This is a genomic window from Coprococcus sp. RTP21428st1_C9_RTP21428_210409 (assembly GCF_040227395.1).
GTDB lineage: Bacteria > Bacillota > Clostridia > Lachnospirales > Lachnospiraceae > Coprococcus > Coprococcus aceti.
This window is the reverse complement of the sequence record NZ_JBEHVV010000007.1, coordinates 45,503-67,481: the sequence shown is the minus strand read 5'-3', so window position 1 is coordinate 67,481 and position 21,979 is coordinate 45,503. Positions and strand designations below refer to the sequence as shown.

The window sequence follows — 21,979 nt, the reverse complement described above, 5'->3', positions numbered from 1 at the left end:
GATGTATCCAGGTGATTTGTTGGTGGAATTTGGCGGAGGCTGGAATTATGATATATACCCTATTGAATCGGAGGGATATACAATGCCACAGGAATTTACTGTAGATGCAGATAATGGCTGTATAGAGTTTCGCAGAAAGAATTTGAGCGAAAAAATGGAAGAAAACAATATGCCTTTAAATAAAATCTATGAGATAAATGGAGAAACAGCAAGTAGTATACAGGATTACGTCGAAGTAAATGGTGATTACTATTTATCGTATACAGAACCGACAGGCATATTCTATAAATATTATTCAGATTATGAAAGCAAGGAAGGATCAGCTACGGTATCTGTGAAGTATTATGTATTAGGACAAAAATATTATGCAGAAGCGCAGACTGCTCCAGAGGGATATGGATACTATAAGATTCCAGAAGGTACACCTGCAGGGTTATATTGTGTTCGAACATCTGGATATTCGTTCATAATTGACATTATCGAATAGACACGCACTATTTTTTTACGGGAGAAAATTAAATTATGCAATTACCAATATTGATAATAGGATGCATTTGCTTGTTCATATTGTGTGTTCATTTATTTATGAAAAATGTGGACAAACATTCGGCGCTCGGAGTATGTGAGATAATTTTGATGGTGTGTGTAGGCATTGTCACAATTGTTTGGGGAATTATTCCTGAATTCGTAATGCTGGCTAATAAAGGAGCGGACAAAATAAAAAAGAATCTAATGAATACATCAGGTAGAGTGTGTGATGATAATGGGCATATTGTTGATGTTGATATTAGTGATGAAAGTCAGATAGATGTTCTGTCTGTTGACAATGTGATAAAAACAGATGAATACTATATTGTATATGATGTATCTGTGGATGTAAAAGTTCCTCAGGGATATTTAAGAGGTGTTCCTGTTACTGTTGAGAAAAATATGTTTGGCTCAGATACGATTGTCAAGTGGGATTACAATCTTGATGAAAAAGTATATTATTATGAGACAGTAATCAAGGAACGGCAGGAGAATGCAGATGCAGAAGATGTTTTGGATAATAATGACGAGGCGTTTGGTGATCAACATTATGTTAAATTTGAGTACACGAATGCACCGGCGTATACTGTTGGTGACGTGTTAGATTATATTGGTGTGAAAGGCCCGTATGAGGTTGCAACAGTATGTGTTGCATCTATAACGGACAATTATGATGCTTTGGAATATTATGCATTGTGGAGAGACAAAAACACAAAGGTTCGTCAAAAAGAATGGGTTAGAGCAGTGTATAATAGCGAATTAAAACAGTGGGAGCTATGCGATGGCGAGAAGAAAATAACTTCTTTGGATAGTGGCCTTGCAGAATATGCTTCAGAAAATGATGATACATACAATAATGACTATACAAATGATTATGTAATTGTAGAAAGTGATTCATCACTTAGCTGGGCAGAGATTGAATAGCTCCAAATACATAATTTGAGTTAAAAGTATATAACAATATTATATAAATTAAAAACCGCATCCATGACTAAAGTGGATGCGGTTTTTCTTGCACAACAAGCACAATGTATTGTAAAATCATACTTGGTATGTAAAAAATAAGAAAAACGAAAAGAGAAAGAGCAGATATGGATAAATTACTTAAGATCATTACTGATGTTAATTCATCGGTGAACAATTTTATATGGGGAGTGCCATCCATGATATGTATCGTGGGTGTAGGACTGTGGCTCCTTATACGAAACCGAGGTGTTCAGTTTACAAAGTTCGGTTATGCGTTCAAGCACACATTCGGAAAGATATTCAACAAGAAAGAGACATCGGACGGTGCTATAAGTCCGTTTCAGGCTGTGTGTACTGCGCTGGCGGGAACAGTTGGAACCGGTAATATAGCGGGGGTTGCGGGAGCGATTGCTATAGGAGGCCCTGGCGCCGTGTTCTGGATGTGGATATCAGCACTCCTTGGAATGGGAACAAAGTTTGCTGAGGTTGTACTGGCTGTTTTTTACAGAGAGAAAGATTCAAATGGAGACTGGGTCGGCGGACCAATGTACTATATCAAGAATGGTCTTGGCAAGAATGCATATTTCCTTGCCATAGCATATTCTGTTCTCGGAATACTCACTGTTTTTGGAACTGGAAATGCGACACAGGTAAATACCATAACTACGGCTATAGATTCAGCACTTTTTAATTATAATCTGGCTGACAGGAGCAATACATTTACCATCAATCTTGTGATAGGTATTATTATAGCCATATTGGTTGCACTTATTCTGATAGGGGGAATCAAAAGAATTGGAAGCGTGACAGAGAAGCTGGTCCCTTTCATGGCGGCTATGTACATCATCATGGCGGTGGTCCTTGTGTTTATAAATATCAAGAGCGTTCCAGGCGTATTTGCATCTATATTTGAGGGGGCATTCAATCCGAAGTCAGTGACCGGAGGAGTGGTTGGAAGCCTTTTTCTCAGCATGAGAAAGGGTGTTTCGAGAGGAATCTTTTCAAATGAGGCCGGCCTTGGAACAGGATCGATCGCACATGCGTGCTCTGATGTAAAACATCCTGTACAGCAGGGACTCTGGGGAATATTCGAGGTATTCATTGATACTATAGTTATATGTACACTTACAGCACTTGTAATACTGTGCAGTGGAACTGAGGTAGCCTACGGACAGGCTGCAGGAGCCGATCTCACGATCAACGGCTTTGTTGCAACCTACGGCAACTGGATATCGATATTCACAGCGGTGGCTTTGTGCTGTTTCGCGTTCTCAACCATACTCGGATGGGGACTTTACGGTTCAAGATGTGTCGGATTCCTGTTCGGAAGTAAGCTTATCAAGCCGTTCATGGTTGTGTATGCATTTGTAGCAATCATCGGTGCGACCATGGATCTCGGACTTCTCTGGGATATAGCGGACACCTTCAACGGACTTATGATCATACCTAACCTGATCGCAGTATTCATGCTGTCAGGTACAGTTGTGAAGCTTACCCGTGAGTATTTTCAGGATGGACCGGGCAAGTTTGGGGTTGAGACCGGCAAAGAGAACTGATAAATGAAAGGGACTTTTATATGGAAGAAATATCAAGTGAGATTTCTAACAAGTATGCGATACTTATCGATTCAGAGAATGTATCGGCAAAATATATTGAGAGTATATTTGATGAGCTGTCAAGGCTCGGCTCAATAACGGTGCGGAAGATATATGGGGATTGGTCAAAGAATAACAATGGCTGGGACAAGGATTGTCTGCTGTCATATTCTATACAGCCTGTACAGCAGTTTTCATACACGGCGGGAAAGAATTCAACGGATTCGGCCATGATAATAGATGCGATGGATCTTCTCTATACGAGCAATATAGATGGATTCTGTCTGGTGACAAGCGACAGCGATTTCACTAGGCTTGCATCAAGACTCAGGGAGGCTGGCAAGCAGGTCATCGGAATGGGAGAACGCAAGACTCCGAAAGCGTTCGTGAGTGCGTGTACAAGCTTCAAGATCCTTGATTCACTGGTGACAGAGGATCTCAACAAGCCGGCATCGAAGAATGCCATGCTTGAGGCTGCGGCTGTGGACGAGTCATATATCACAAGCATAAGGGACATAAAGAAGACGGTCTACAATATAATAGATGAGAACGATGACAAGGATAAGAAGACTCATATGGGTGAGATCGGAAGCCGCCTTGTGAACAAATATCCTGACTTTGACGTGAGAAATTATGGATATTCCAAGCTGTCAACATTCCTCAGTGAGGAGTTTGACGATCTGGATATAGACAGCGGCAGGCAGAAATTTGTGTCCATCAAGAACCATATCGATCCTAAGAGTGCTGTCAAGCTGCGCATAGTGGGACTTCTCACGGAGAATTCTGACACTATGTACAATATGGGACTGCTGAATACAGAACTTAAGAATATTATACCCGGCTTCAGCATAAAGAAATATGGATACAGTAAGTTTTCAAGCTTTCTCAAAAGCTTCGGTTGTTTTGAGATTGTGGGAGACAGGGTAAAATTGACAGATAAGTAGAAAGTGTTTAATGCTTAAATATGTCAAAATTTAGAAAAAATGCCAAATAAATTAACGCTTTTTGTTGAAAATCAATAAGAATAGTGATAAATTGAAAATGTGGGTTTTCAGGTACAGAAAATTCACTATGGGGGAAGAAGTGTACGTGCATATTAAGGAGAGGCATAATCTATGATACTTATTGATACTCAAAAAGAGGAGTTTAGCAAATTAAAAGACATACGTGTTTTTGGACGTATAAGTCATGAGAACAGATTCAACAAGAATCTGCTCGTAATAGGTCTTGGGGGACTTGGAGGCAGAACCGTTTGCGCGCTTAAGGGTATGCTGATGGATAACATCACACCCGAGGATAACATTAATTTCCTCATGATAGATTCAGATATAGCAGAGATGGAGGCTACCATAGATGATAGCAAGGAGGGTGTCGGTTTCAATGCCCTTGAGGTTATCAGTATATACAGACCGGACATTGAGAATGTTCTGGAGAATGGAATCCAGAAGAATCCGATCCATGAGAATCTTGCAAACTGGATGGATCCTGAATTCCCGGCTATCACGATAGGAAGAGACGGAGCAAAGGGGAACAGACAGATTGGACGTCTGATGTTCTCGAATGCATATACGGATGTCAGAATGCTTCTTTTTGATAAGCTTCAGGATGTATACGACAAGACGACGGAGGGAACAGTCGATGTTCTGATCGTATCCGGAATTGCCGGAGGAACCGGAAGTGGAATTCTCTCAGATGTCGCATATAACATACGTGCGTATGGCAAGGCGAAGAAGTGGAACAATCTGAGGATTGGCGGTTGCCTGCTCACACCGGATGTACTGTTCGGTCATAAGGCTGTATATGAAGATACAGAGCTTGTGGCGAGACTCAATGCAAATGGATGTGCGACCCTCAAGGAAGTTGATTATTATATGAAGCTCTCCGAGAAGGATGACAACTATACATTTATCAGTAAGTCAAACAAGATGGTCATCAGGGAGAATCTCTTTGATGCCTGCATGCTTGTATCAGGTAGAAAGGACGAACAGGGCTACATACCTGAGGGATACATCACAAGGGATACAGCAAGCTTCCTCTACAGGCTAGCCAGCAACAAGTTCATTGGCAACAATGACGTGGAGAACGACAGGAAGCTTCTCAGGGATGTATTTTTTGAGAATGAGGGATATTCCATCACGAACTGGAAGATGGAGCACAGTGACGAGAATATCAAGAAGTCAAACTGCTATTACAAGGTAGTAAGCGAGGCTGACTACCATATTCCTATCAAAGAGATAGAGAATATGTGTGAGAATGATCTGTTTTCCCAGGCATATAAGGGATTGTTCAGATCTCCGTTCAAGGAGGGCAATGCCGAGGAGGATATCAAGAATGTACTCGCAGAGCTCACTGTATTCTTGCAGGAGGAGCAGGGTGAGAATATCAAACTTGCCGTGAACGGTCTCATACAGTACGGTCAGATCACCAAGCCTACATATAAGATGATAAAGAAGAATACGGACGGTCTTCGAGAGGGCTTTGCCAAGAAGATGGAGAACTTTGAGAAGGAACTTCCGGTTATTATAAAGTCGATGAAGAACAAGCTTTGGAGTTCACTTGATGATGTGATATCCAAATATATGAATGAGTTTGGCCCATATGGCGCAATAGATGTCATAGGTGCACCGAGTGCCGGTGTAACAGATTCTACAAAGGGTATGATGGCTGAAGTCAGAAAGCTTGAGAAGATGATGAAGGATTATACACCGTCGGGTGAATATACCAGAATCATTGATTCCATCAAGACCATTGTTGCGAAGAGATTCTTCACTTTCCCTTCAGCGAAGAGGGAGACTGAGAATGGTTATTTCGATGCATGCATCAAGGAAGCACTTGCTGCGGAGAGAACAAAGCTTATAGATGAACTCGATGCACAGGATCTGTTTGGAGATACACTTAGATGGCTTCAGCAGAGGGCAGAGAGACTTGACGAGATATATTCACAGTTTGGAGAGGATCTGAAGAATTCCATCGAGGATCTTGCGAATAACGGTGATAAGGCTGTTGGCAATATACTCAAGAAAGCCAAGAGACATGAATTCCTTCCGACTGATTATGTCACATCCAGAAGGATAAAAGAGATGGAGACAGGGATCATCAAGCTCATGCTGGACAACGAGTCCAATATAGACAGTGGAAGAGTTGTTCCTGTCAAGGATGAGATGGAGAAGATATACAGAGAGCTATTTTCCGGTGTCGGAGCATATGGTCCTGAGAAGATGTTCACAGTGGCATTTGCTGATAAGAAGCTCACGGAGCAGGATCTCAACGTTATGTACGGATCTCCGATCAACGACAGGAGAACATCCATCATGGAGGAGGCTGCCAGGGCGTTTGTGGATGATATATCAGAGGAACAGCCTCTGTGTGTTCTTGCTGACGGATATAAGGAGAAGCTTCTTGCAAAGAAATATATATCGGTTCCAAATGTGATGCCGTATTTCAGCAAGGCAGTCAAAGCGATACTGATGGCTCCACCTTACAATGAGAAGGAGGATTCAATAACGCTCAATCCGGGTGAGATAGAGATCTCGATCGATGATATATTTGTCGGTGTTCCGGTATCCATGATGCAGTGTGCGATGGAGATGCAGATGGCTTACAATGCAGTATATGATTACAAGGGACTTCATATTGATGAGGTGAACAAGGATATGAAGAGCTTCCCTGATTTTGTCACAATATAGGTTAGTTTATACAGCCCTTTAATATGCGAGTATTAAGGGGCTGTATTGTTGTTATGACCATGGCGTATTTGGTAGAAAGAGATGGAATTGGATTTGAATAAATCTTTTAACGGATACAGAGCATATATAATGGATACGGGGGCATTTGCTGACGATGGGATATATGGCAGATGTCTGGATGCAGTATCGGAATACAGAAGGTGTAAGGTGGAACGTCTCAGGAGGCGGGATGACAGGAATGCCAGTCTTGCAGCGGGAATCCTGCTTGCACATGCTCTCAGGGAATGTGCCGGAATTGATGAACGGCTGGTCACGTATGAGAAGAATAAGGCGGGAAAGCCGTTTATAAAGGACATTCAGTTTTCGATAAGCCATACCGAGGGTTGTGTGGCGGCTGCGATAGGCAGTGAGCCTTGTGGTATAGACGTTGAGAGAGTCAGAAGGATACCGGACAGCATAGTTAACCGCCTGTATTCGGATGAGGATAAAAAATGTGTGATGTCGTGTGCACACCCGGAAATATACAGCACATGTGTGTGGACAAGGCGCGAGGCGTACAGCAAGATGACCGGAACAGGCATACTTATGAAGGATGAGGAACAGCAAATGGTCATGGACAATGCGCATATGGAGAAGAAGAATATCTGGCTGGGCAATTATGCAGTATGCAGGGCTGAGTGTGACGGCCGTATGCATATGGATGAAATAGCGGATCCTGCGCATGCAGAGGGAGATATGAATATAGACTTTATAGCTGCATTTTGCGCAGCTTCTGATGGAACTTTTTCACCGGATATTAAGATGATTGATTCGGCTGATATTGTGTGTTATTATGTTTAATTAGGTGTATTAGGAAGAACTACATAAGGAGAAAAAAATGAGTAAAAAAGCTACAAAGGCGCTTAACAATAAATATTATGTCGCAAGATATAATGCGTCTAAGGTGAACGATAACCTTACAAGCAGGGAGAAGAGTGCAGAGGTGCTCAATATAGACAGGACAAGGCTTTCAAGAATAGAGCTTGGCACAATAGTTCCGTACCCTGAGGAGGTACTTTCCATGTCAAAGGCGTATGACATACCCGAGCTCTGTAACAGCTATTGTTCAGGCGACTGCCCTATAGGAAAAGAGACGGTGAAGCCGATAAATGCGGACAGCCTTGACAGGCTCATACTTCAGTTCCTCGGATCCTCCAAGAAGATGGAAGATATATCTGAGCAGCTTATAGAGATCACCGCTGATGGAATAGTCGACGAGACCGAGGTTGCAGCTTTTGATGCTGTCCTTGAGGAGCTGGAGAAGATGTCTGTGAATATACAGTCGCTTATGCTCTGGGCTCAGAAGAACAGGGACATTTTGAAGAATAAGAATCAATAAATTGTATATGAGGAAAAGATAATGGATGACAAGTTAAGAGAAGAGATCAACAGAAGAAGGACATTTGCTATAATTTCACATCCTGATGCAGGTAAGACTACACTCACAGAGAAGTTTCTGCTCTTTGGCGGCGCAATAAACACAGCGGGATCTGTAAAGGGAAAGGCAAATTCCAAATATGCAGTGTCGGACTGGATGGATATAGAGAAGGAGAGAGGTATCTCGGTAACCTCGTCTGTTCTGCAGTTCAATTATGACGGATATTGCATAAACATACTTGACACACCTGGACATCAGGATTTCTCGGAGGATACCTACCGTACACTTATGGCTGCGGATTCTGCGGTCATGGTGATCGATGCATCCAAGGGTGTTGAGGCTCAGACCATAAAGCTCTTCAAGGTATGTGTCATGAGACATATACCTATATTCACATTTATAAATAAGATGGACAGAGATGCAAGGGATACATTTGAGCTTCTCGATGATATAGAGACTGTTCTCGGTATCAAGACATGCCCTGTCAACTGGCCTATAGGTTCAGGAAAAGAGTTCAAGGGTGTATATGACAGAAAGACCAAGATAGTGTCCACGTTCCAGGCTATATCGACAGGTGGAGCCAAGAAGGCGGAGGAAACAGATTATCATATAGACGATGAGGCTCTCAAGGAGCTTGTCGGCCCATACCTCTTTGACCAGTTCAATGAGGAGATAGAGCTTATAGATGGTGCCACAGAGGAGATGGATATAGAGAAGGTCAGAGCCGGAGAGCTCTCCCCTGTATTTTTCGGTTCTGCGCTGAATACATTTGGTATCGAGCAGTTCCTGAACTATTTCCTTAAGATGACGACACCTCCTATCGGACGTAATTCATCAGAGGGAATCATAGATCCTGTAACAGAGCCGTTCTCAGCTTTTGTGTTCAAGATTCAGGCAAATATGAACAAGGCTCACAGAGACAGAATCGCATTTATGAGAATCTGCTCTGGTAAGTTTGAGGCAGGCATGGAGGTATATCATGCTGCCAGCAAGAGAAAGATCAAGCTTTCCCAGCCACAGCAGCTTATGGCTCAGGACAGGAAGATCGTCGACGAGGCGTATGCCGGTGACGTTATAGGAGTATTTGATCCTGATCTGTTCTCCATCGGAGATACGCTCACAACAGGCGGAAAGAAGTTTGAGTATGAGGGTATCCCTACATTTGCACCGGAGCACTTCTGCAGGGTTGTTCAGCTCAACAGCATGAAGCGTAAGCAGTTTGTCAAGGGTGTTACCCAGATTGCCCAGGAGGGTGCTATACAGATATTTCAGGAGTACACTGCGGGACTTTCGGAGATCATAGTCGGAGTTGTAGGTGTGCTTCAGTTTGATGTACTTAAGTACAGACTTGAGAACGAGTACGGCTGTGAGATAAGACTTGAGCCGATACCATATAACTATATCAGATGGGTGAAGGATCCTACCATAGACGTGACAAAGCTCAAGCGTGTGAGCGATGTCAAGAAGGTTAAGGACATGAAGGGTAATCCGCTTCTCCTGTTTGCAAATGAGTGGGTCATCGATCAGGTTCTCCAGCACAATGAGGGACTTGAACTTGAGGAGTTCAGAAAGAACTAGATATACGAAGATAAGAGACCATGAAGATGATGAGTGACTTAGGACACAAATTGGTTTTCATGGTCTTTTTGCGTGCATATATATCAGTAAAAGTGGTGCAAATATGAATAAATTAGCATGTATCTGACAATCCTAGTGTTAGACAGATAACACGTGGAGGGACATGATATGGCGCTGAACAGAGTGGTTATATGTGGTGTAAATACATCGAAATTACCATATCTTACAGAGGATGAGAAGAACATGCTGTTTGACAGGATGGAGCAGGGAGACAGCTCTGCCCGGGAGGAGTTTATAGAGGGGAATCTCCGCCTTGTGCTCAGCGTGATCCAGAGATTTGGCAGTTCAAATGAGAATCCGGATGATCTGTTCCAGGTTGGCTGTATAGGGCTTATCAAGGCGTTGGATAATTTTGACAGAAGTCTCAATGTCAAATTCAGTACGTACGCTGTGCCTATGATCATAGGTGAGTGCAGAAGGTATCTCAGAGATAACAATGCTATAAGAGTATCAAGGTCATTGCGTGATATAGCCTACAAGGCGATATATGCCAAGGAAAATCTCCAGAAGACAAAGGATAAGGAGCCGACGATAGAGGAGATAGCGGAGGAGATAAGTATACCGAAGGAAGATATAGTCATGTCGCTTGATGCCATATCGGCACCGCTGTCCCTGTATGAGCCGGTGTATCAGGAGGGTGGAGACACCTTGTACATCATGGATCAGATAAGAGACAGAAAGAATAAGGAGGAGATGTGGGTTGAAAACCTTGATCTCAGAGAGGCTATGGACAGGCTGTGCGACAGGGAGAAGAATATAGTGAGGCTGAGATTTTTTGAGGGAAAGACCCAGACGGAGGTGGCAGAGGAGATATGCATATCCCAGGCGCAGGTCAGCCGCCTCGAGAAGAATGCGATAAAAAGTCTTAGAAGGTATCTTGAGGACAAATAAACCGGAATGTTGTACACATATAAATATCCCCGCTGGGCCATAGTGAGAACAGCGGGGATATTTATTATACGGTATGTGGATTAAGCTTAGATAAGGTAGCCTGAATCGAGATCGACATCCTTCACGTCGTGTCTTGTGACGAGTCCGTCTTTCTGGATGTCATGCTGTATTTTTTTCAGGGTTTCCATTGGAAGCTCAGTCATGAGAGCAACCTCCTCAAGAGAGATATCGACCTTGAGCATCTTTTCTGCCATATCGTATTTGGCTTTTGTTGTATTGTTCATAAAAATCACTCCTTGGTGTGCTTGGTTAAATCCTGCTCAGCCCATGCTAAGAACTTGTCGTTTGCATCGATCACCTTCTGCATTGCAGCGTGTCCCGGAGCACCGATTGTGTTACGCTTCTGAACACATTCTTCCATGCTGATGGCTGTATATATGTCATCTTCAAATACAGGACAGATGGCCTTGTACTCGTCGAGACTAAGCTGGTCGAGGGAGATGTTCTCCTCTATGCACTTCAGAACGAGCTGGCCGACGATGCCGTGTGCATCACGGAAAGGTACACCGTGATTTACAAGGTAATCTGCGGCATCTGTTGCGTTGGTGAATCCGTTCTTGGCTGATGCTTCCATTCTAGGCTTGTTGACTGTCATGGTGGCTATCATGCCTGTGAACAGTGCGAGACATCCCTTTACAGTGTCTATCGCGTCAAATGTGAGCTCCTTATCCTCCTGCATGTCCTTGTTGTATGCGAGAGGGATTCCCTTCATGGTTGTGAGAAGGGAGGTGAGAGCACCGTAAACCCTGCCTGTCTTACCTCTTACGAGCTCGGCTATATCCGGGTTCTTCTTCTGTGGCATGATAGAGCTTCCTGTGCTGTATGAATCATCGAGCTCAACAAACTGATATTCATTTGAGTTCCAGATGATGATCTCCTCGGAGAAACGTGAGAGATGCATCATGATGGTAGACATGGCGGATAAAAGCTCTATGCAGTAATCCCTGTCGGCAACTGAATCCATGCTGTTGAGAGTCGGACCGTAGAAGTCCAGCAGAGAAGCGGTGAGCTCTCTGTCGAGCGGATATGTGGTTCCTGCGAGGGCACCTGATCCGAGAGGACAGTAGTTCATTCTGTCATATATATCGTTCATTCTGTCGTAGTCACGCTTGAACATCTCCATGTATGCTCCAAAGTGATGTGCCAGAGTTATTGGCTGTGCCTTCTGGAGGTGAGTAAATCCAGGCATGTATGTGTCGATGTGCTCATTCATAAGTCTGTGAAGAGTAGTCAGAAGCTTGTAAATAAGCTCCTTGAGCTCGATGATCTCGTCTCTTACATAGAGCTTCATGTCCAATGCAACCTGGTCGTTCCTGCTTCGTCCGGTGTGAAGCTTTTTGCCCACATCGCCGATCCTGTCTATGAGATTTGCCTCGACAAAGCTGTGTATATCTTCGTATTCTGAAGTGATCTGCAGAGAACCGTTCTCCACATCGTTCAGTATGCCCTTAAGTCCCGCTATGATCTGATCTCTTTCCTCGTCAGTGAGAATACCGGATGAAGCGAGCATGGTTACATGCGCGATACTTCCGCGGATATCCTGTCTGTAGAATTTCTGATCAAATGAAATAGATGCGTTAAAGTTATATACTAATTTGTCTGTTTCTTTTGTGAAGCGTCCGCCCCAGAGCTGAGCCATATTAAATCCTCTTTTCTGTTATTTTTTTGTTTTAGGTTGAAAACTGAGTAAATTATAAGGTAGTTTTCAAACAACGTACATTTTACAACATAAAAGTTCGCATATCAACACAAATAAGGTTTATTTATAACCACAGGAAATGCGTGGTTGGTGCTTGCGGCGCAAAAGTACAGATGATAAAATATACAGGCGGATCACCGCAGCAAAGCAGGGATGGAGGATTGACAGGAAGTTTGGGTACAAAAAAGAAGATTCTTGGAGTTATAAGTATTGTAGTTGTTCTCTCGCTGATGATGGTGGGAGTGCGGTGGTTGTTCTTCAATGTGATCAAGAGCAGCCAGATGCTTGATGGCCTGGTGGAGTTCCGGGCGGCCATTGTCCAGGATATGGAGGACGGAAACGAGTCGGGCATGTATTATGTAAGTAATGTGGCGAAAAGTGATGTGCACAACATCAACAAATATATAGATTCGGCATACGGCTCAGTGGATACGTACAGGATAATAATTGAGACGGGAAGATATCTGGCAATACAGCTCAACTATGAACTGTCGGATAATTATTATGCTGTCAGAAAATATATAGAAGGAACGGATATCCCGGAGGACAACATAAGGGCGAAGCAGATATATGAGGTGATCGACAGCTTTATAAATGACAACATTTCAGATGGCATGAGCGACCTTGACAAGGAGATCGCCGTGCACGATTATATAGTGGAAAACTGTGTCTATGGATATCCCGACAATAATGATGATGCATATACGGCATATGGAGCGCTGGTGCTTCACCAGAGCGTGTGCGACGGCTACGCTGAGGCGTTCTTCATAATCATGTCCTGTCTGGGCGTCAAATGTGACATAGTAGTCGGAAGCACGGAGGAAGGACTTCATGCATGGAATCAGATAGAGCTCGGCGGAGAATGGTATAATGTGGATCTGACATGGGATGACTCGCTGCCGGATATGGGCAGCTATCTGAAGCACACCTATGTGAATGTCGATGACAGCACACTGGAACTGACTCACTCATGGGAAAAGCAATTCTACAGAGAGTGTGCCGACACAGCGTATAATTTCTATAAAAAGAGGTTTTATACCTATGACTCGTTCGATGAGTATAAAAAAGGCATAAGGATACAGATGGGCGGCAGTAATGTGCTGGAAGCTGCTATATATACAGATGACGAAACATTTGACTTGTCATTTCTGTACAATTATGGCAATATAAGGTCTATAAATTATGTGGTGGAAGATATGGGCGGCTACAAAGTTGTCGTCGTATATCTTAATATGAAGTGATAAAAATAGAATTGACATAATGGCGCGGAGGTGCGATATGCGAAAAAGAGAGTTTATGGATGAGTTGAAGAAAGCTCTTGATGGAAATGTCTCAACGCAGACATATTATGACACGATGAATTATTATGAGGATTATTTTAAGAAGCAGAAAGAAGCAGGCAAGTCAGAGGAGGAGATATGTTCATCTCTGGGATCTGCAAGACTGATCGCCAAGACGATCATTGACACAGAGGGACAGGGCGCAAGCGGAAGATATTATGATACAGAATCCTCTTCGTATGATGACAGCTACAACACCCGCAAAGCCAGCGGAAGCAGTCAGAAGGGCTGGCATGTAAATGTGGACGACGAGGGCAATACAAGCTTTGCTTATGGCAAGCTTGATTTCAGTTCACCGATAGGCAAGGTGCTGACAGCGATAATACTCATTCTTGTGGCTGCACTTGTTATAGGTATAGTGCTTGGAGTTATCTGGCTGGGATTTAAGATAGTGTGGTATATCGTGATACCTGTTGTCATCATTCTGTTCATAGTGAATCTTATTATTTACCTGTTTGGTGGAGGCCGATAAAAAATAAAATAAAAAAAGTGAAAAAAGTTGTTGACAAAACATGGTCACTTGAGTATACTAACAAAGGTGTCAGCGATGACACGAAGTAATATGGGATCTTAGCTCAGCTGGGAGAGCATCTGCCTTACAAGCAGAGGGTCATAGGTTCGAGCCCTATAGGTCCCATTTACAAGACATGGCGAGATAGCTCAGTTGGCTAGAGCATGCGGTTCATACCCGCAGTGTCGAGGGTTCGAATCCCCCTCTCGCTACTATTTGATGAGACGGAAGACATTCCGTCTTTTTTTTATTCATATAAGGAGGATATCACATGAGAGTTGGAATGGGATACGATGTCCACAGACTAGTTGAGGGACGAAAACTTATAATCGGAGGAGTTGAGATTCCATATGAGAAAGGACTCCTTGGACACAGCGATGCGGATGTACTTCTTCATGCGATAATGGATGCGCTTCTCGGTGCTGCGGCGTTGGGGGATATTGGAAAGCATTTCCCTGATACTGATGAGAGGTATAAGGGAGCGGACAGCATGAAGCTCCTGTCAGAAGTGAAGAGACTTCTCGAGGAGAAGCTCTACATCATCGAGAACATAGATGCGACCGTAATTGCCCAGAGCCCTAAGATGGCGCCGTACATTGATCAGATGAGGGAGAATATCTGTAATTGCCTGTGTATAGACAAGGATCAGGTCAATATCAAGGCGACAACGGAGGAGAAGCTTGGGTTTACCGGAGGGGGACTTGGAATAAGCTCCCAGGCGGTGTGCCTCATAGAGTCGGCATTTAATTACGCCGGAGATGATGCCGGAGCTGTCAGAACGGCAGGCTGTGGCGGATGCGGTGGATGTCCAGCGGGAATAAGATGACAAAACAGCCCATGTATGCTAGAATATAAGGGCTTAGAATTTTAAAGAACTTAAGGAGAAAAAAGGTATGTTAAATGATGGTTATGCAGAACATATAGTTAAGGCGAAGACACCTGCGAGTGTTACCTGCGGTATGGCTGCCGGAATCGTGCTGATGATCGCCGGACTTGGCGCAGCGATGTTCGTTCAGGGCTTTGGCAGTATTGGATTCTTAGTTGCGATTGCAGGTGCTGTTGTATTTGGTATTTTTGTTTCCAGAAGAGAGACGGAGTATGAATATATAATGGTGAATGAGGATATAGACATCGCAAGGATCATTGCAAAGAAGAGCAGAAAAAAGATCATGAGCTTCAGCAACGCTGATGTAAAGTTCATTGCGAAAGAGGGATGCATTTACCTCGACAATGAGCTTCAGCAGGACAGCTCAATAAAGACCAGGGATTTCACATCCGGCAATAAGCAGAATCAGGATGGTGTGTATGTGTTCGTCCTCAACAAGAACGGCAAGGCTGAATTCGTGAAGCTTGAGCTCTCAGACAGAACTATTGATCATGTAAATAACTTTTTCAGAGGAAAGTATAAAGAATAAATAATATTGACCCTCACGGTTGATACTAAACTGTATATATACAGGAGGTGTCGCTGTGAGGGTCTTTGTGTGTAAGTGCTTTACTATATTTATGACGGGTGGGATGATATATTATTTCCTGGAGATATCAGCCAGGCATTATTCCCATTATTCCATGATAATTTGTGGAGGTCTTGCTACGCTTTTGTGCGGCGGACTGAACCAGATGTTTCCGAAGATGGGGATACTTGCGCAGATGCTGGTTTCCTCTGTGATAATATCTGAGCTGGAGTTCCTGACCGGGTATGTTGTGAATATAAGACTAGGACTTAACGTGTGGGATTACTCTGATATGCCGTTAAATCTTGCGGGGCAGATATGTGTGCCTTATTCTATCCTGTGGATGTTCCTGTCGCTGATCATAATATATGTGGATGATGAGATACGGTGTCATATGTATAATGAAGAAAGGCCTGAGTACAGATTAATATAAAATATGGGAAAAAGCTCTTGATTCCATAGGGGAGTGGAGTAACAGCTTTTTCCCATATTCCATGTGTGTGCATATTTAATAAATTCCGTGTGAAAATATTATGATTCAAGGGGAGTAATCTTTAAACCCTTATAAAGCTTAGTATAAAGATTGCGCTCATCAGAGTACAACATTATACCACGTGAATCGCGTACGATATACGCATATTTGTTCTTCTGCACATTCATGTAAAGAACTTCATCAACGTTGAGCTCCTTGGCTTTGACCTTGGCAACGCTGACGCTGAGCGGCTCTAACTTGTACTTTTTAATTGCCTGCTGAACTGTCATAATCTACACCTCCATTGATAAATGATCATAACGTGCTTTAGTAACTATCTACAGTATATTGTAAAGATATAACAAAGTCAACTAGTAAACATGCACAAATGTGCAAAAGATAATCGAATGTTGTAAAATGTGGTGTGAAATATCAACAAAAAAAGGAGAAAACAATGATGCAAAATGCAAATTATTATCAAATGATGGAGAGACAGATAGCTGAATTTGATAGTGAAAATACACAATGCGGCAGAAAAAAACTATTGCTGCACTGCTGTTGTGCGCCATGTTCCAGCCATTGTCTGTCGGTCCTTGCGGAGCATTTTGACATAACAGCTTATTTTTACAATCCAAATATAACGGATTACGATGAGTACATAAAAAGATTCCGTGAGCTTGACAGATTTGTACATGAAGTATATGTGGAAGGAGTGGATGTCGAACTGGCGGAGCATGAGCCGCAGGTGTTTCTGGATATGGCTAAGGGCAGGGAGGATCTTCCTGAGAGAGGACTCAGGTGCTATGACTGCTATAAGCTGAGACTTGAGAAGAGCGCGATCCATGCGAAGAAAAATGAATATGACGTATTTACGACCACATTGTCGATAAGCCCCCACAAGAATGCGGACTGGCTGAACGAGATAGGTGCAGAGATGAGTAGGAAATACGACATAGATTATCTGTTCAGTGATTTCAAGAAGAAAAATGGATATAAGCACTCGATAGAGCTGTCAAAGGAATATGGATTATACAGACAGAATTTCTGTGGATGTGAATTTAGCAGACGGGCTGCTGAGCTCAGAGATGAAAAAATTAATAAAAATATTGAATAAAAAACAAGATTTTTGCCGTGAACACAAAAATAAAAAATATATCGAAAAAAATATTGTACCGCCTTGTCAAATGTGGTAGTATTTATTAAATTAAGAAAAAAGAGGCCAATAAATGTGGGTTATCTCAAGCGTTTCCCCCGTTTTCACTCTTTTTTTTTGAGCAAAAATAGAAAAAACGAAAGGAATACGATTATGAAAGCTTTTTTGATACTTGAAGACGGACACGTGTTTGAAGGTAAAAGTATTGGCTCTACTGACGAGATAATCAGTGAGATAGTATTCAATACTTCGATGACCGGCTATCTGGAAATTCTTACAGATCCATCATATGCAGGGCAGTCAGTATGTATGACATATCCGCTTATAGGCAACTACGGTGTATGCAGAGAGGATATGGAGGCTGGCAGGCCTTGGCAGTCAGGATTCATTGTTAGAGAGCTCTGCAAGACTCCTAGTAATTTCAGAAGCGAGATGACCATAAACGAATTTCTTGTTGAGAATAATATAACTGGTATAGAAGGAATAGATACCAGAACACTTACCAAGATCCTCAGGAAAGATGGTACCATGAGAGGTATGATCACAACTGATGAGAATTATGATTTTGATGAGTGCATGAAGCGTATTAAGGCATGGAAGATGGGACATGTTGTTCTCGATGTTACATGTAAGGAGAAAATATTCTATCCTGGTGACGGATTCAAGGTTGCAGTCATCGATCTCGGTGTTAAAAAGAACATCGTCAAGTCCCTCCTTGCAAGAGGTTGTCAGGTTACTGTATATCCTGCAGAGACACCTGCTGAGGAGATCATCGCAGACGCTCCGGACGGAATCATGCTTACAAATGGTCCTGGAGATCCAAAGGAGTGTAAGGTCACAATAGCTCAGGTAAAGAAGCTTTTCGATACAGATATTCCAATTTTTGCTATATGTCTTGGACATCAGCTCATGGCGCTTGCCAACGGCGGTGATACAGAGAAGATGAAGTACGGACACAGAGGTGCAAACCATCCTGTAAGAGATATGAAGACCGGCAAGGTATATATTTCAACACAGAATCACGGATATATGGTCAAGGAAGACAGCCTCGACAGAAAGATCGCAGAGGTCAGCTTCGTCAATGTAAATGACGGAACAGTAGAGGGAGTTCACTATCTTGGAAAGAATGCACAGACAGTTCAGTTCCATCCGGAAGCATGTGCAGGTCCGCTGGATACAGATTCACTGTTTGATACATTTATGAATATGATGGAGGTGTCAAAGTAATGCCAAAGAATCCTAATATAAAAAAGGTTGTAGTTATCGGATCAGGTCCTATAGTCATCGGTCAGGCTGCTGAGTTTGATTACGCCGGAACACAGGCATGCCGTTCTCTTAAGGAAGAGGGACTGTGCGTTGTCCTCATCAACTCAAACCCTGCAACCATCATGACGGACAAGGATATAGCAGATAAGGTATATATTGAGCCTCTTACGGTTGATGTTGTAAAGGCTATCATTGAGAAGGAGAAGCCGGACAGCCTTCTGCCGACACTCGGCGGTCAGGCAGCCCTCAACATCGCCATGGAGCTTGATGAGTCAGGTTTCCTCAGAGAGCATGACGTGCTTCTCATAGGAACATCATCAACGACCATCAAGAAGGCCGAGGACAGACTTGAGTTCAAGAAGACTATGGAGAAGATCCATGAGCCTGTAGCACCTTCAGAGGTCGTTACAACAGTTCAGGGCGGTCTTAACTTTGTCAAGAAGATTGGATACCCTGTAGTTCTCCGTCCTGCATATACACTTGGAGGTTCAGGTGGTGGTATCGCTGAGAATGAGGAAGAGTTCAAGGAGATCCTCATGAACGGTCTGAGACTTTCACGTGTAGGACAGGTTCTTGTCGAGAGATGTATCGCAGGATGGAAGGAGATCGAGTACGAGGTTATGCGTGATGCAAATGGTACATGTATAACCGTATGTAACATGGAGAACCTTGATCCTGTCGGAGTACACACTGGAGACTCTATAGTCGTGGCTCCATCACAGACACTTGGTGACAAGGAGTACCAGATGCTCAGAAGCTCAGCACTGAACATTATCTCAGAGCTCAACATCAAGGGTGGATGTAACGTTCAGTTTGCTCTGAATCCTAATTCATTTGAGTATTGTGTTATCGAGGTAAACCCAAGAGTTTCAAGATCATCAGCACTTGCATCAAAGGCAACCGGATATCCTATTGCAAAGGTATCTGCCAAGATAGCCCTTGGATACAACCTGGATGAGATCAAGAACGCTATTACAAAGAAGACATATGCCAGCTTTGAGCCGGCACTTGATTACGTGGTTGTCAAGATCCCTAGACTTCCATTTGATAAATTCATCGCCGCTGACCATGATCTGACAACACAGATGAAGGCAACCGGTGAGGTTATGAGTATCTGTACAAACTTTGAGGGTGCACTTATGAAGGCTCTCCGTTCACTGGAGCAGCATGTAGACAGTCTCTGGTCAAGCAGATACAAGGATATGACAGACGAAGAGGTTATAAAGCTTCTCGGACATGTTGATGACAGACGTATCTATGTCATAGCTGAGGCTATCAGACGTGGAATATCATACGATCAGATCTATGACATCACCAAGATCGACAGATGGTTCATAGACAAGATCCACAACCTTGTTAAGGCTGAGAGAAAGATAATCGAGTCCAAGGGAGATATCTCCAAGGAGCTAATGAAGGAGATCAAGAGAGTTGAGTTCCCTGACAAGGTTATCGCGAGACTCACAGGCAAGACAGAGAAAGAAATCAGACAGATGCGTTACGACTACGGTGTAACAGCACACTTCAAGATGGTTGATACATGTGCAGCAGAGTTTGATGCCATGACTCCATATTACTATTCATGCTTTGATTCTCTGGAGAACGAGGTCGCTGAGGATAACTCAAAGAAGAAAGTAATGGTACTTGGTTCAGGCCCGATTAGAATCGGACAGGGTATCGAGTTCGATTACTGTTCAGTTCACAGCACATGGGCATTTGAGAGAAAGGGTTACGAGACAATCATCGTCAACAACAACCCTGAGACAGTCAGTACAGACTTTGATATAGCAAACAAGCTTTACTTTGAGCCTCTTACAGCGGAGGATGTTGAGGCTATAGTAAATCTGGAGCATCCGGATGGAGCTGTTGTACAGTTCGGTGGACAGACCGCTATCAAGCTCACAGAGGCACTCATGGAGATGGGGGTACCAATCCTTGGAACAAGTGCAGAGAATGTAGATGCAGCAGAGGACAGAGAGCTCTTCGATGAGATCCTTGAGAAGTGCTGTATACCAAGACCTGCTGGTAAGACGGTATTTACAAGAGAGCAGGCGCTTGAGGCTGCAAATGAGCTGGGTTATCCGGTACTTGTAAGACCTTCATACGTTCTCGGTGGACAGGGAATGCAGATCGCGATCTCTGATAAGGATATCATAGAGTTCATGGATATCATCAACAGACATACCCAGGAGCACCCAATACTTGTAGATAAGTACATCATGGGTAAAGAGGTCGAAGTCGATGCTGTATGTGATGGAGATGACATACTTATCCCTGGTATCATGGAGCATGTTGAGAGAGCCGGAATACATTCAGGAGACAGTATCTCGGTATATCCTGCACAGACACTCTCACCAAAGACAAAGAGAGTCATCGCTGATTACACCAAGAAGCTTGCAAACAGCCTGCACGTAATCGGACTTATAAATATACAGTTTATTGCATACAATGATGAGGTATATGTAATAGAGGTAAATCCTCGTTCAAGCCGTACAGTTCCATATATAAGCAAGGTAACAGGAATACCTATCGTAGATCTTGCAACACGTGTTATCACAGGTGAGAAGATCAAGGATATGGGTTACACACCTGGTCTTCAGCCGGAGTCAGAGTATTTCGCAATCAAGAAGCCTGTATTCTCATTTGAGAAGATCAGAGGCGCTGAGATAAGCCTTGGACCTGAGATGAAGTCAACAGGAGAGTGCCTTGGTATATCCAAGAACTACAATGAGGCTCTGTACAAGGCATTCCTTGGAGCTGGAATCAATCTTCCAAAGACCAAGAAGATGATCCTCACAGTCAAGGACTCAGATAAGATGGATGCTATAAATATTGGTAAGAGATTTGCTGCTCTTGGATATGAGATATATTCAACAAGAAGCACATGCAGAGTTCTCAATGAGAATGGTGTTCCTGCAAAGCTCATCAACAAGGTTGAGGAGCCATCACCAAATCTGCTTGACCTGATACTGAGTCATGAGATCGATCTGATCATCGACACTCCATCACAGGGTGTTGAGAGAAGCAAGGATGGATTTATCATCAGACGTCACGCAGTTGAGACAGGTGTTACATGTCTTACAAGCCTTGATACAGCCGATGCGCTGCTCACAAGCCTTGAGACCGCTGATACCACAAAGCTTTCACTCGTGGATATAAGCGAGATATAAGTTCTGATTAAACAGATAAAAAATGGGGCAAAATGATAAACAACGTTAAAAGGGGTTGTCATTTTGCCTCATTCAATTTGTGCTTGTTAGCATGTGGGATGTCACAAGGCATCTTCCCTGCGTGGCATAGAAATGA

20 protein-coding genes and 2 tRNA genes are annotated in these 21,979 nt (G+C 43.2%); 19 read left to right on the top strand and 3 right to left on the bottom strand.

The features are described 5' to 3' along the window. From ABUA34_RS02825 to sigG, 9 genes are all read left to right on the top strand, one after another. Positions 1–487, top strand: a 487-nt coding sequence (locus ABUA34_RS02825; RefSeq protein WP_349822809.1) for a hypothetical protein, incomplete at its 5' end; no start/stop codon positions are given. Positions 488–585: 98 nt separating this feature from the next. Then, complete coding sequence (locus ABUA34_RS02820) at positions 586–1,452, top strand: hypothetical protein (protein WP_055144316.1); 867 nt, start codon at positions 586–588, stop codon at positions 1,450–1,452. Between the two features lie 167 nt (positions 1,453–1,619). Further along, complete coding sequence (locus tag ABUA34_RS02815) at positions 1,620–3,050, top strand: alanine/glycine:cation symporter family protein (protein WP_349818385.1); 1,431 nt, start codon at positions 1,620–1,622, stop codon at positions 3,048–3,050. 20 nt (positions 3,051–3,070) lie between these two features. Continuing rightward, a complete protein-coding gene (locus ABUA34_RS02810) occupies positions 3,071–4,033 on the top strand; it encodes an NYN domain-containing protein (protein ID WP_349092668.1) in 963 nt (320 codons plus the stop codon). 171 nt (positions 4,034–4,204) lie between these two features. Further along, on the top strand, positions 4,205–6,775 hold the full coding sequence (locus tag ABUA34_RS02805) for a tubulin-like doman-containing protein (RefSeq protein ID WP_055279927.1): 2,571 nt from the start codon (positions 4,205–4,207) through the stop codon (positions 6,773–6,775). A 93-nt stretch (positions 6,776–6,868) separates the two neighbouring features. Next, a complete protein-coding gene (locus ABUA34_RS02800; RefSeq protein WP_158547572.1) occupies positions 6,869–7,615 on the top strand; it encodes a 4'-phosphopantetheinyl transferase family protein in 747 nt (248 codons plus the stop codon). A gap of 37 nt (positions 7,616–7,652) precedes the next feature. Next, positions 7,653–8,153 carry an XRE family transcriptional regulator gene (locus ABUA34_RS02795; protein ID WP_349822808.1) on the top strand — a complete coding sequence of 167 codons (501 nt, stop codon included), beginning with the start codon at positions 7,653–7,655 and terminating at the stop codon, positions 8,151–8,153. Between the two features lie 21 nt (positions 8,154–8,174). Further along, positions 8,175–9,770, top strand: a complete 1,596-nt coding sequence (locus tag ABUA34_RS02790; protein WP_055222719.1) for a peptide chain release factor 3 — start codon at positions 8,175–8,177, stop codon at positions 9,768–9,770. Positions 9,771–9,938: 168 nt separating this feature from the next. Beyond that, entirely contained in the window at positions 9,939–10,721 is a 783-nt protein-coding gene (gene sigG / locus ABUA34_RS02785; RefSeq protein ID WP_022216377.1) for an RNA polymerase sporulation sigma factor SigG, read from the top strand. 86 nt (positions 10,722–10,807) lie between these two features. On the opposite strand, the gene ABUA34_RS02780 is transcribed toward sigG, so the two are convergent. Further along, positions 10,808–11,005, bottom strand: coding sequence for a hypothetical protein (locus tag ABUA34_RS02780; RefSeq protein ID WP_015535016.1), 198 nt, complete (start codon positions 11,003–11,005; stop codon positions 10,808–10,810). 5 nt (positions 11,006–11,010) lie between these two features. Next, positions 11,011–12,420, bottom strand: coding sequence for an argininosuccinate lyase (argH, locus tag ABUA34_RS02775; RefSeq protein WP_055222718.1), 1,410 nt, complete (start codon positions 12,418–12,420; stop codon positions 11,011–11,013). 233 nt (positions 12,421–12,653) lie between these two features. Here argH and ABUA34_RS02770 point away from each other — a divergent pair, with 233 nt between their 5' ends. The 7 genes from ABUA34_RS02770 to ABUA34_RS02740 all read left to right on the top strand — a co-directional run bounded on the left by ABUA34_RS02770 (position 12,654) and on the right by ABUA34_RS02740 (position 16,218). After that, positions 12,654–13,721, top strand: coding sequence for a transglutaminase domain-containing protein (locus tag ABUA34_RS02770; RefSeq protein ID WP_243147876.1), 1,068 nt, complete (start codon positions 12,654–12,656; stop codon positions 13,719–13,721). 37 nt (positions 13,722–13,758) lie between these two features. Beyond that, complete coding sequence (locus tag ABUA34_RS02765; RefSeq protein WP_117874184.1) at positions 13,759–14,292, top strand: DUF1700 domain-containing protein; 534 nt, start codon at positions 13,759–13,761, stop codon at positions 14,290–14,292. Between the two features lie 92 nt (positions 14,293–14,384). Further along, positions 14,385–14,457, top strand: a tRNA-Val gene (locus ABUA34_RS02760). Between the two features lie 12 nt (positions 14,458–14,469). Further along, positions 14,470–14,543: transfer RNA gene (locus ABUA34_RS02755), tRNA-Met, on the top strand. 59 nt (positions 14,544–14,602) lie between these two features. Next, positions 14,603–15,157 carry a 2-C-methyl-D-erythritol 2,4-cyclodiphosphate synthase gene (ispF, locus tag ABUA34_RS02750; protein ID WP_022216382.1) on the top strand — a complete coding sequence of 185 codons (555 nt, stop codon included), beginning with the start codon at positions 14,603–14,605 and terminating at the stop codon, positions 15,155–15,157. 67 nt (positions 15,158–15,224) lie between these two features. Beyond that, complete coding sequence (locus ABUA34_RS02745) at positions 15,225–15,746, top strand: DUF6106 family protein (protein WP_022216383.1); 522 nt, start codon at positions 15,225–15,227, stop codon at positions 15,744–15,746. Between the two features lie 55 nt (positions 15,747–15,801). Then, complete coding sequence (locus ABUA34_RS02740; protein ID WP_022216384.1) at positions 15,802–16,218, top strand: putative ABC transporter permease; 417 nt, start codon at positions 15,802–15,804, stop codon at positions 16,216–16,218. 98 nt (positions 16,219–16,316) lie between these two features. Here ABUA34_RS02740 and ABUA34_RS02735 read toward each other — a convergent pair whose 3' ends face one another. Then, a complete protein-coding gene (locus ABUA34_RS02735; protein ID WP_022216385.1) occupies positions 16,317–16,547 on the bottom strand; it encodes a hypothetical protein in 231 nt (76 codons plus the stop codon). Positions 16,548–16,711: 164 nt separating this feature from the next. Here ABUA34_RS02735 and ABUA34_RS02730 point away from each other — a divergent pair, with 164 nt between their 5' ends. From ABUA34_RS02730 to carB, 3 genes are all read left to right on the top strand, one after another. After that, a complete protein-coding gene (locus ABUA34_RS02730) occupies positions 16,712–17,371 on the top strand; it encodes an epoxyqueuosine reductase QueH (RefSeq protein WP_082418038.1) in 660 nt (219 codons plus the stop codon). A gap of 192 nt (positions 17,372–17,563) precedes the next feature. Beyond that, complete coding sequence (locus tag ABUA34_RS02725) at positions 17,564–18,637, top strand: carbamoyl phosphate synthase small subunit (protein ID WP_022216387.1); 1,074 nt, start codon at positions 17,564–17,566, stop codon at positions 18,635–18,637. Then, positions 18,637–21,843: a carbamoyl-phosphate synthase large subunit gene (gene carB, locus ABUA34_RS02720; RefSeq protein WP_015535011.1), complete on the top strand. Its 3,207-nt coding sequence runs from the start codon at positions 18,637–18,639 to the stop codon at positions 21,841–21,843. The genes ABUA34_RS02725 and carB overlap by 1 nt, the downstream gene beginning before the upstream one ends. The last annotated feature ends 136 nt before the right edge of the window (positions 21,844–21,979 follow it).

Bases quoted from the DNA above. Each gene is read 5' to 3' on its own strand.
- ABUA34_RS02820 (WP_055144316.1), top strand. From the start codon at position 586: ATGAAAAATGTGGACAAACATTCGGCGCTCGGAGTATGTGAGATAATT.
- ABUA34_RS02815 (WP_349818385.1), top strand. From the start codon at position 1,620: ATGGATAAATTACTTAAGATCATTACTGATGTTAATTCATCGGTGAAC.
- ABUA34_RS02810 (WP_349092668.1), top strand. From the start codon at position 3,071: ATGGAAGAAATATCAAGTGAGATTTCTAACAAGTATGCGATACTTATC.
- ABUA34_RS02805 (WP_055279927.1), top strand. From the start codon at position 4,205: ATGATACTTATTGATACTCAAAAAGAGGAGTTTAGCAAATTAAAAGAC.
- ABUA34_RS02795 (WP_349822808.1), top strand. From the start codon at position 7,653: ATGAGTAAAAAAGCTACAAAGGCGCTTAACAATAAATATTATGTCGCA.
- ABUA34_RS02790 (WP_055222719.1), top strand. From the start codon at position 8,175: ATGGATGACAAGTTAAGAGAAGAGATCAACAGAAGAAGGACATTTGCT.
- sigG (WP_022216377.1), top strand. From the start codon at position 9,939: ATGGCGCTGAACAGAGTGGTTATATGTGGTGTAAATACATCGAAATTA.
- ABUA34_RS02780 (WP_015535016.1), bottom strand. From the start codon at position 11,005: ATGAACAATACAACAAAAGCCAAATACGATATGGCAGAAAAGATGCTC.
- argH (WP_055222718.1), bottom strand. From the start codon at position 12,420: ATGGCTCAGCTCTGGGGCGGACGCTTCACAAAAGAAACAGACAAATTA.
- ABUA34_RS02765 (WP_117874184.1), top strand. From the start codon at position 13,759: ATGCGAAAAAGAGAGTTTATGGATGAGTTGAAGAAAGCTCTTGATGGA.
- ispF (WP_022216382.1), top strand. From the start codon at position 14,603: ATGAGAGTTGGAATGGGATACGATGTCCACAGACTAGTTGAGGGACGA.
- ABUA34_RS02745 (WP_022216383.1), top strand. From the start codon at position 15,225: ATGTTAAATGATGGTTATGCAGAACATATAGTTAAGGCGAAGACACCT.
- ABUA34_RS02735 (WP_022216385.1), bottom strand. From the start codon at position 16,547: ATGACAGTTCAGCAGGCAATTAAAAAGTACAAGTTAGAGCCGCTCAGC.
- ABUA34_RS02730 (WP_082418038.1), top strand. From the start codon at position 16,712: ATGATGCAAAATGCAAATTATTATCAAATGATGGAGAGACAGATAGCT.
- ABUA34_RS02725 (WP_022216387.1), top strand. From the start codon at position 17,564: ATGAAAGCTTTTTTGATACTTGAAGACGGACACGTGTTTGAAGGTAAA.
- carB (WP_015535011.1), top strand. From the start codon at position 18,637: ATGCCAAAGAATCCTAATATAAAAAAGGTTGTAGTTATCGGATCAGGT.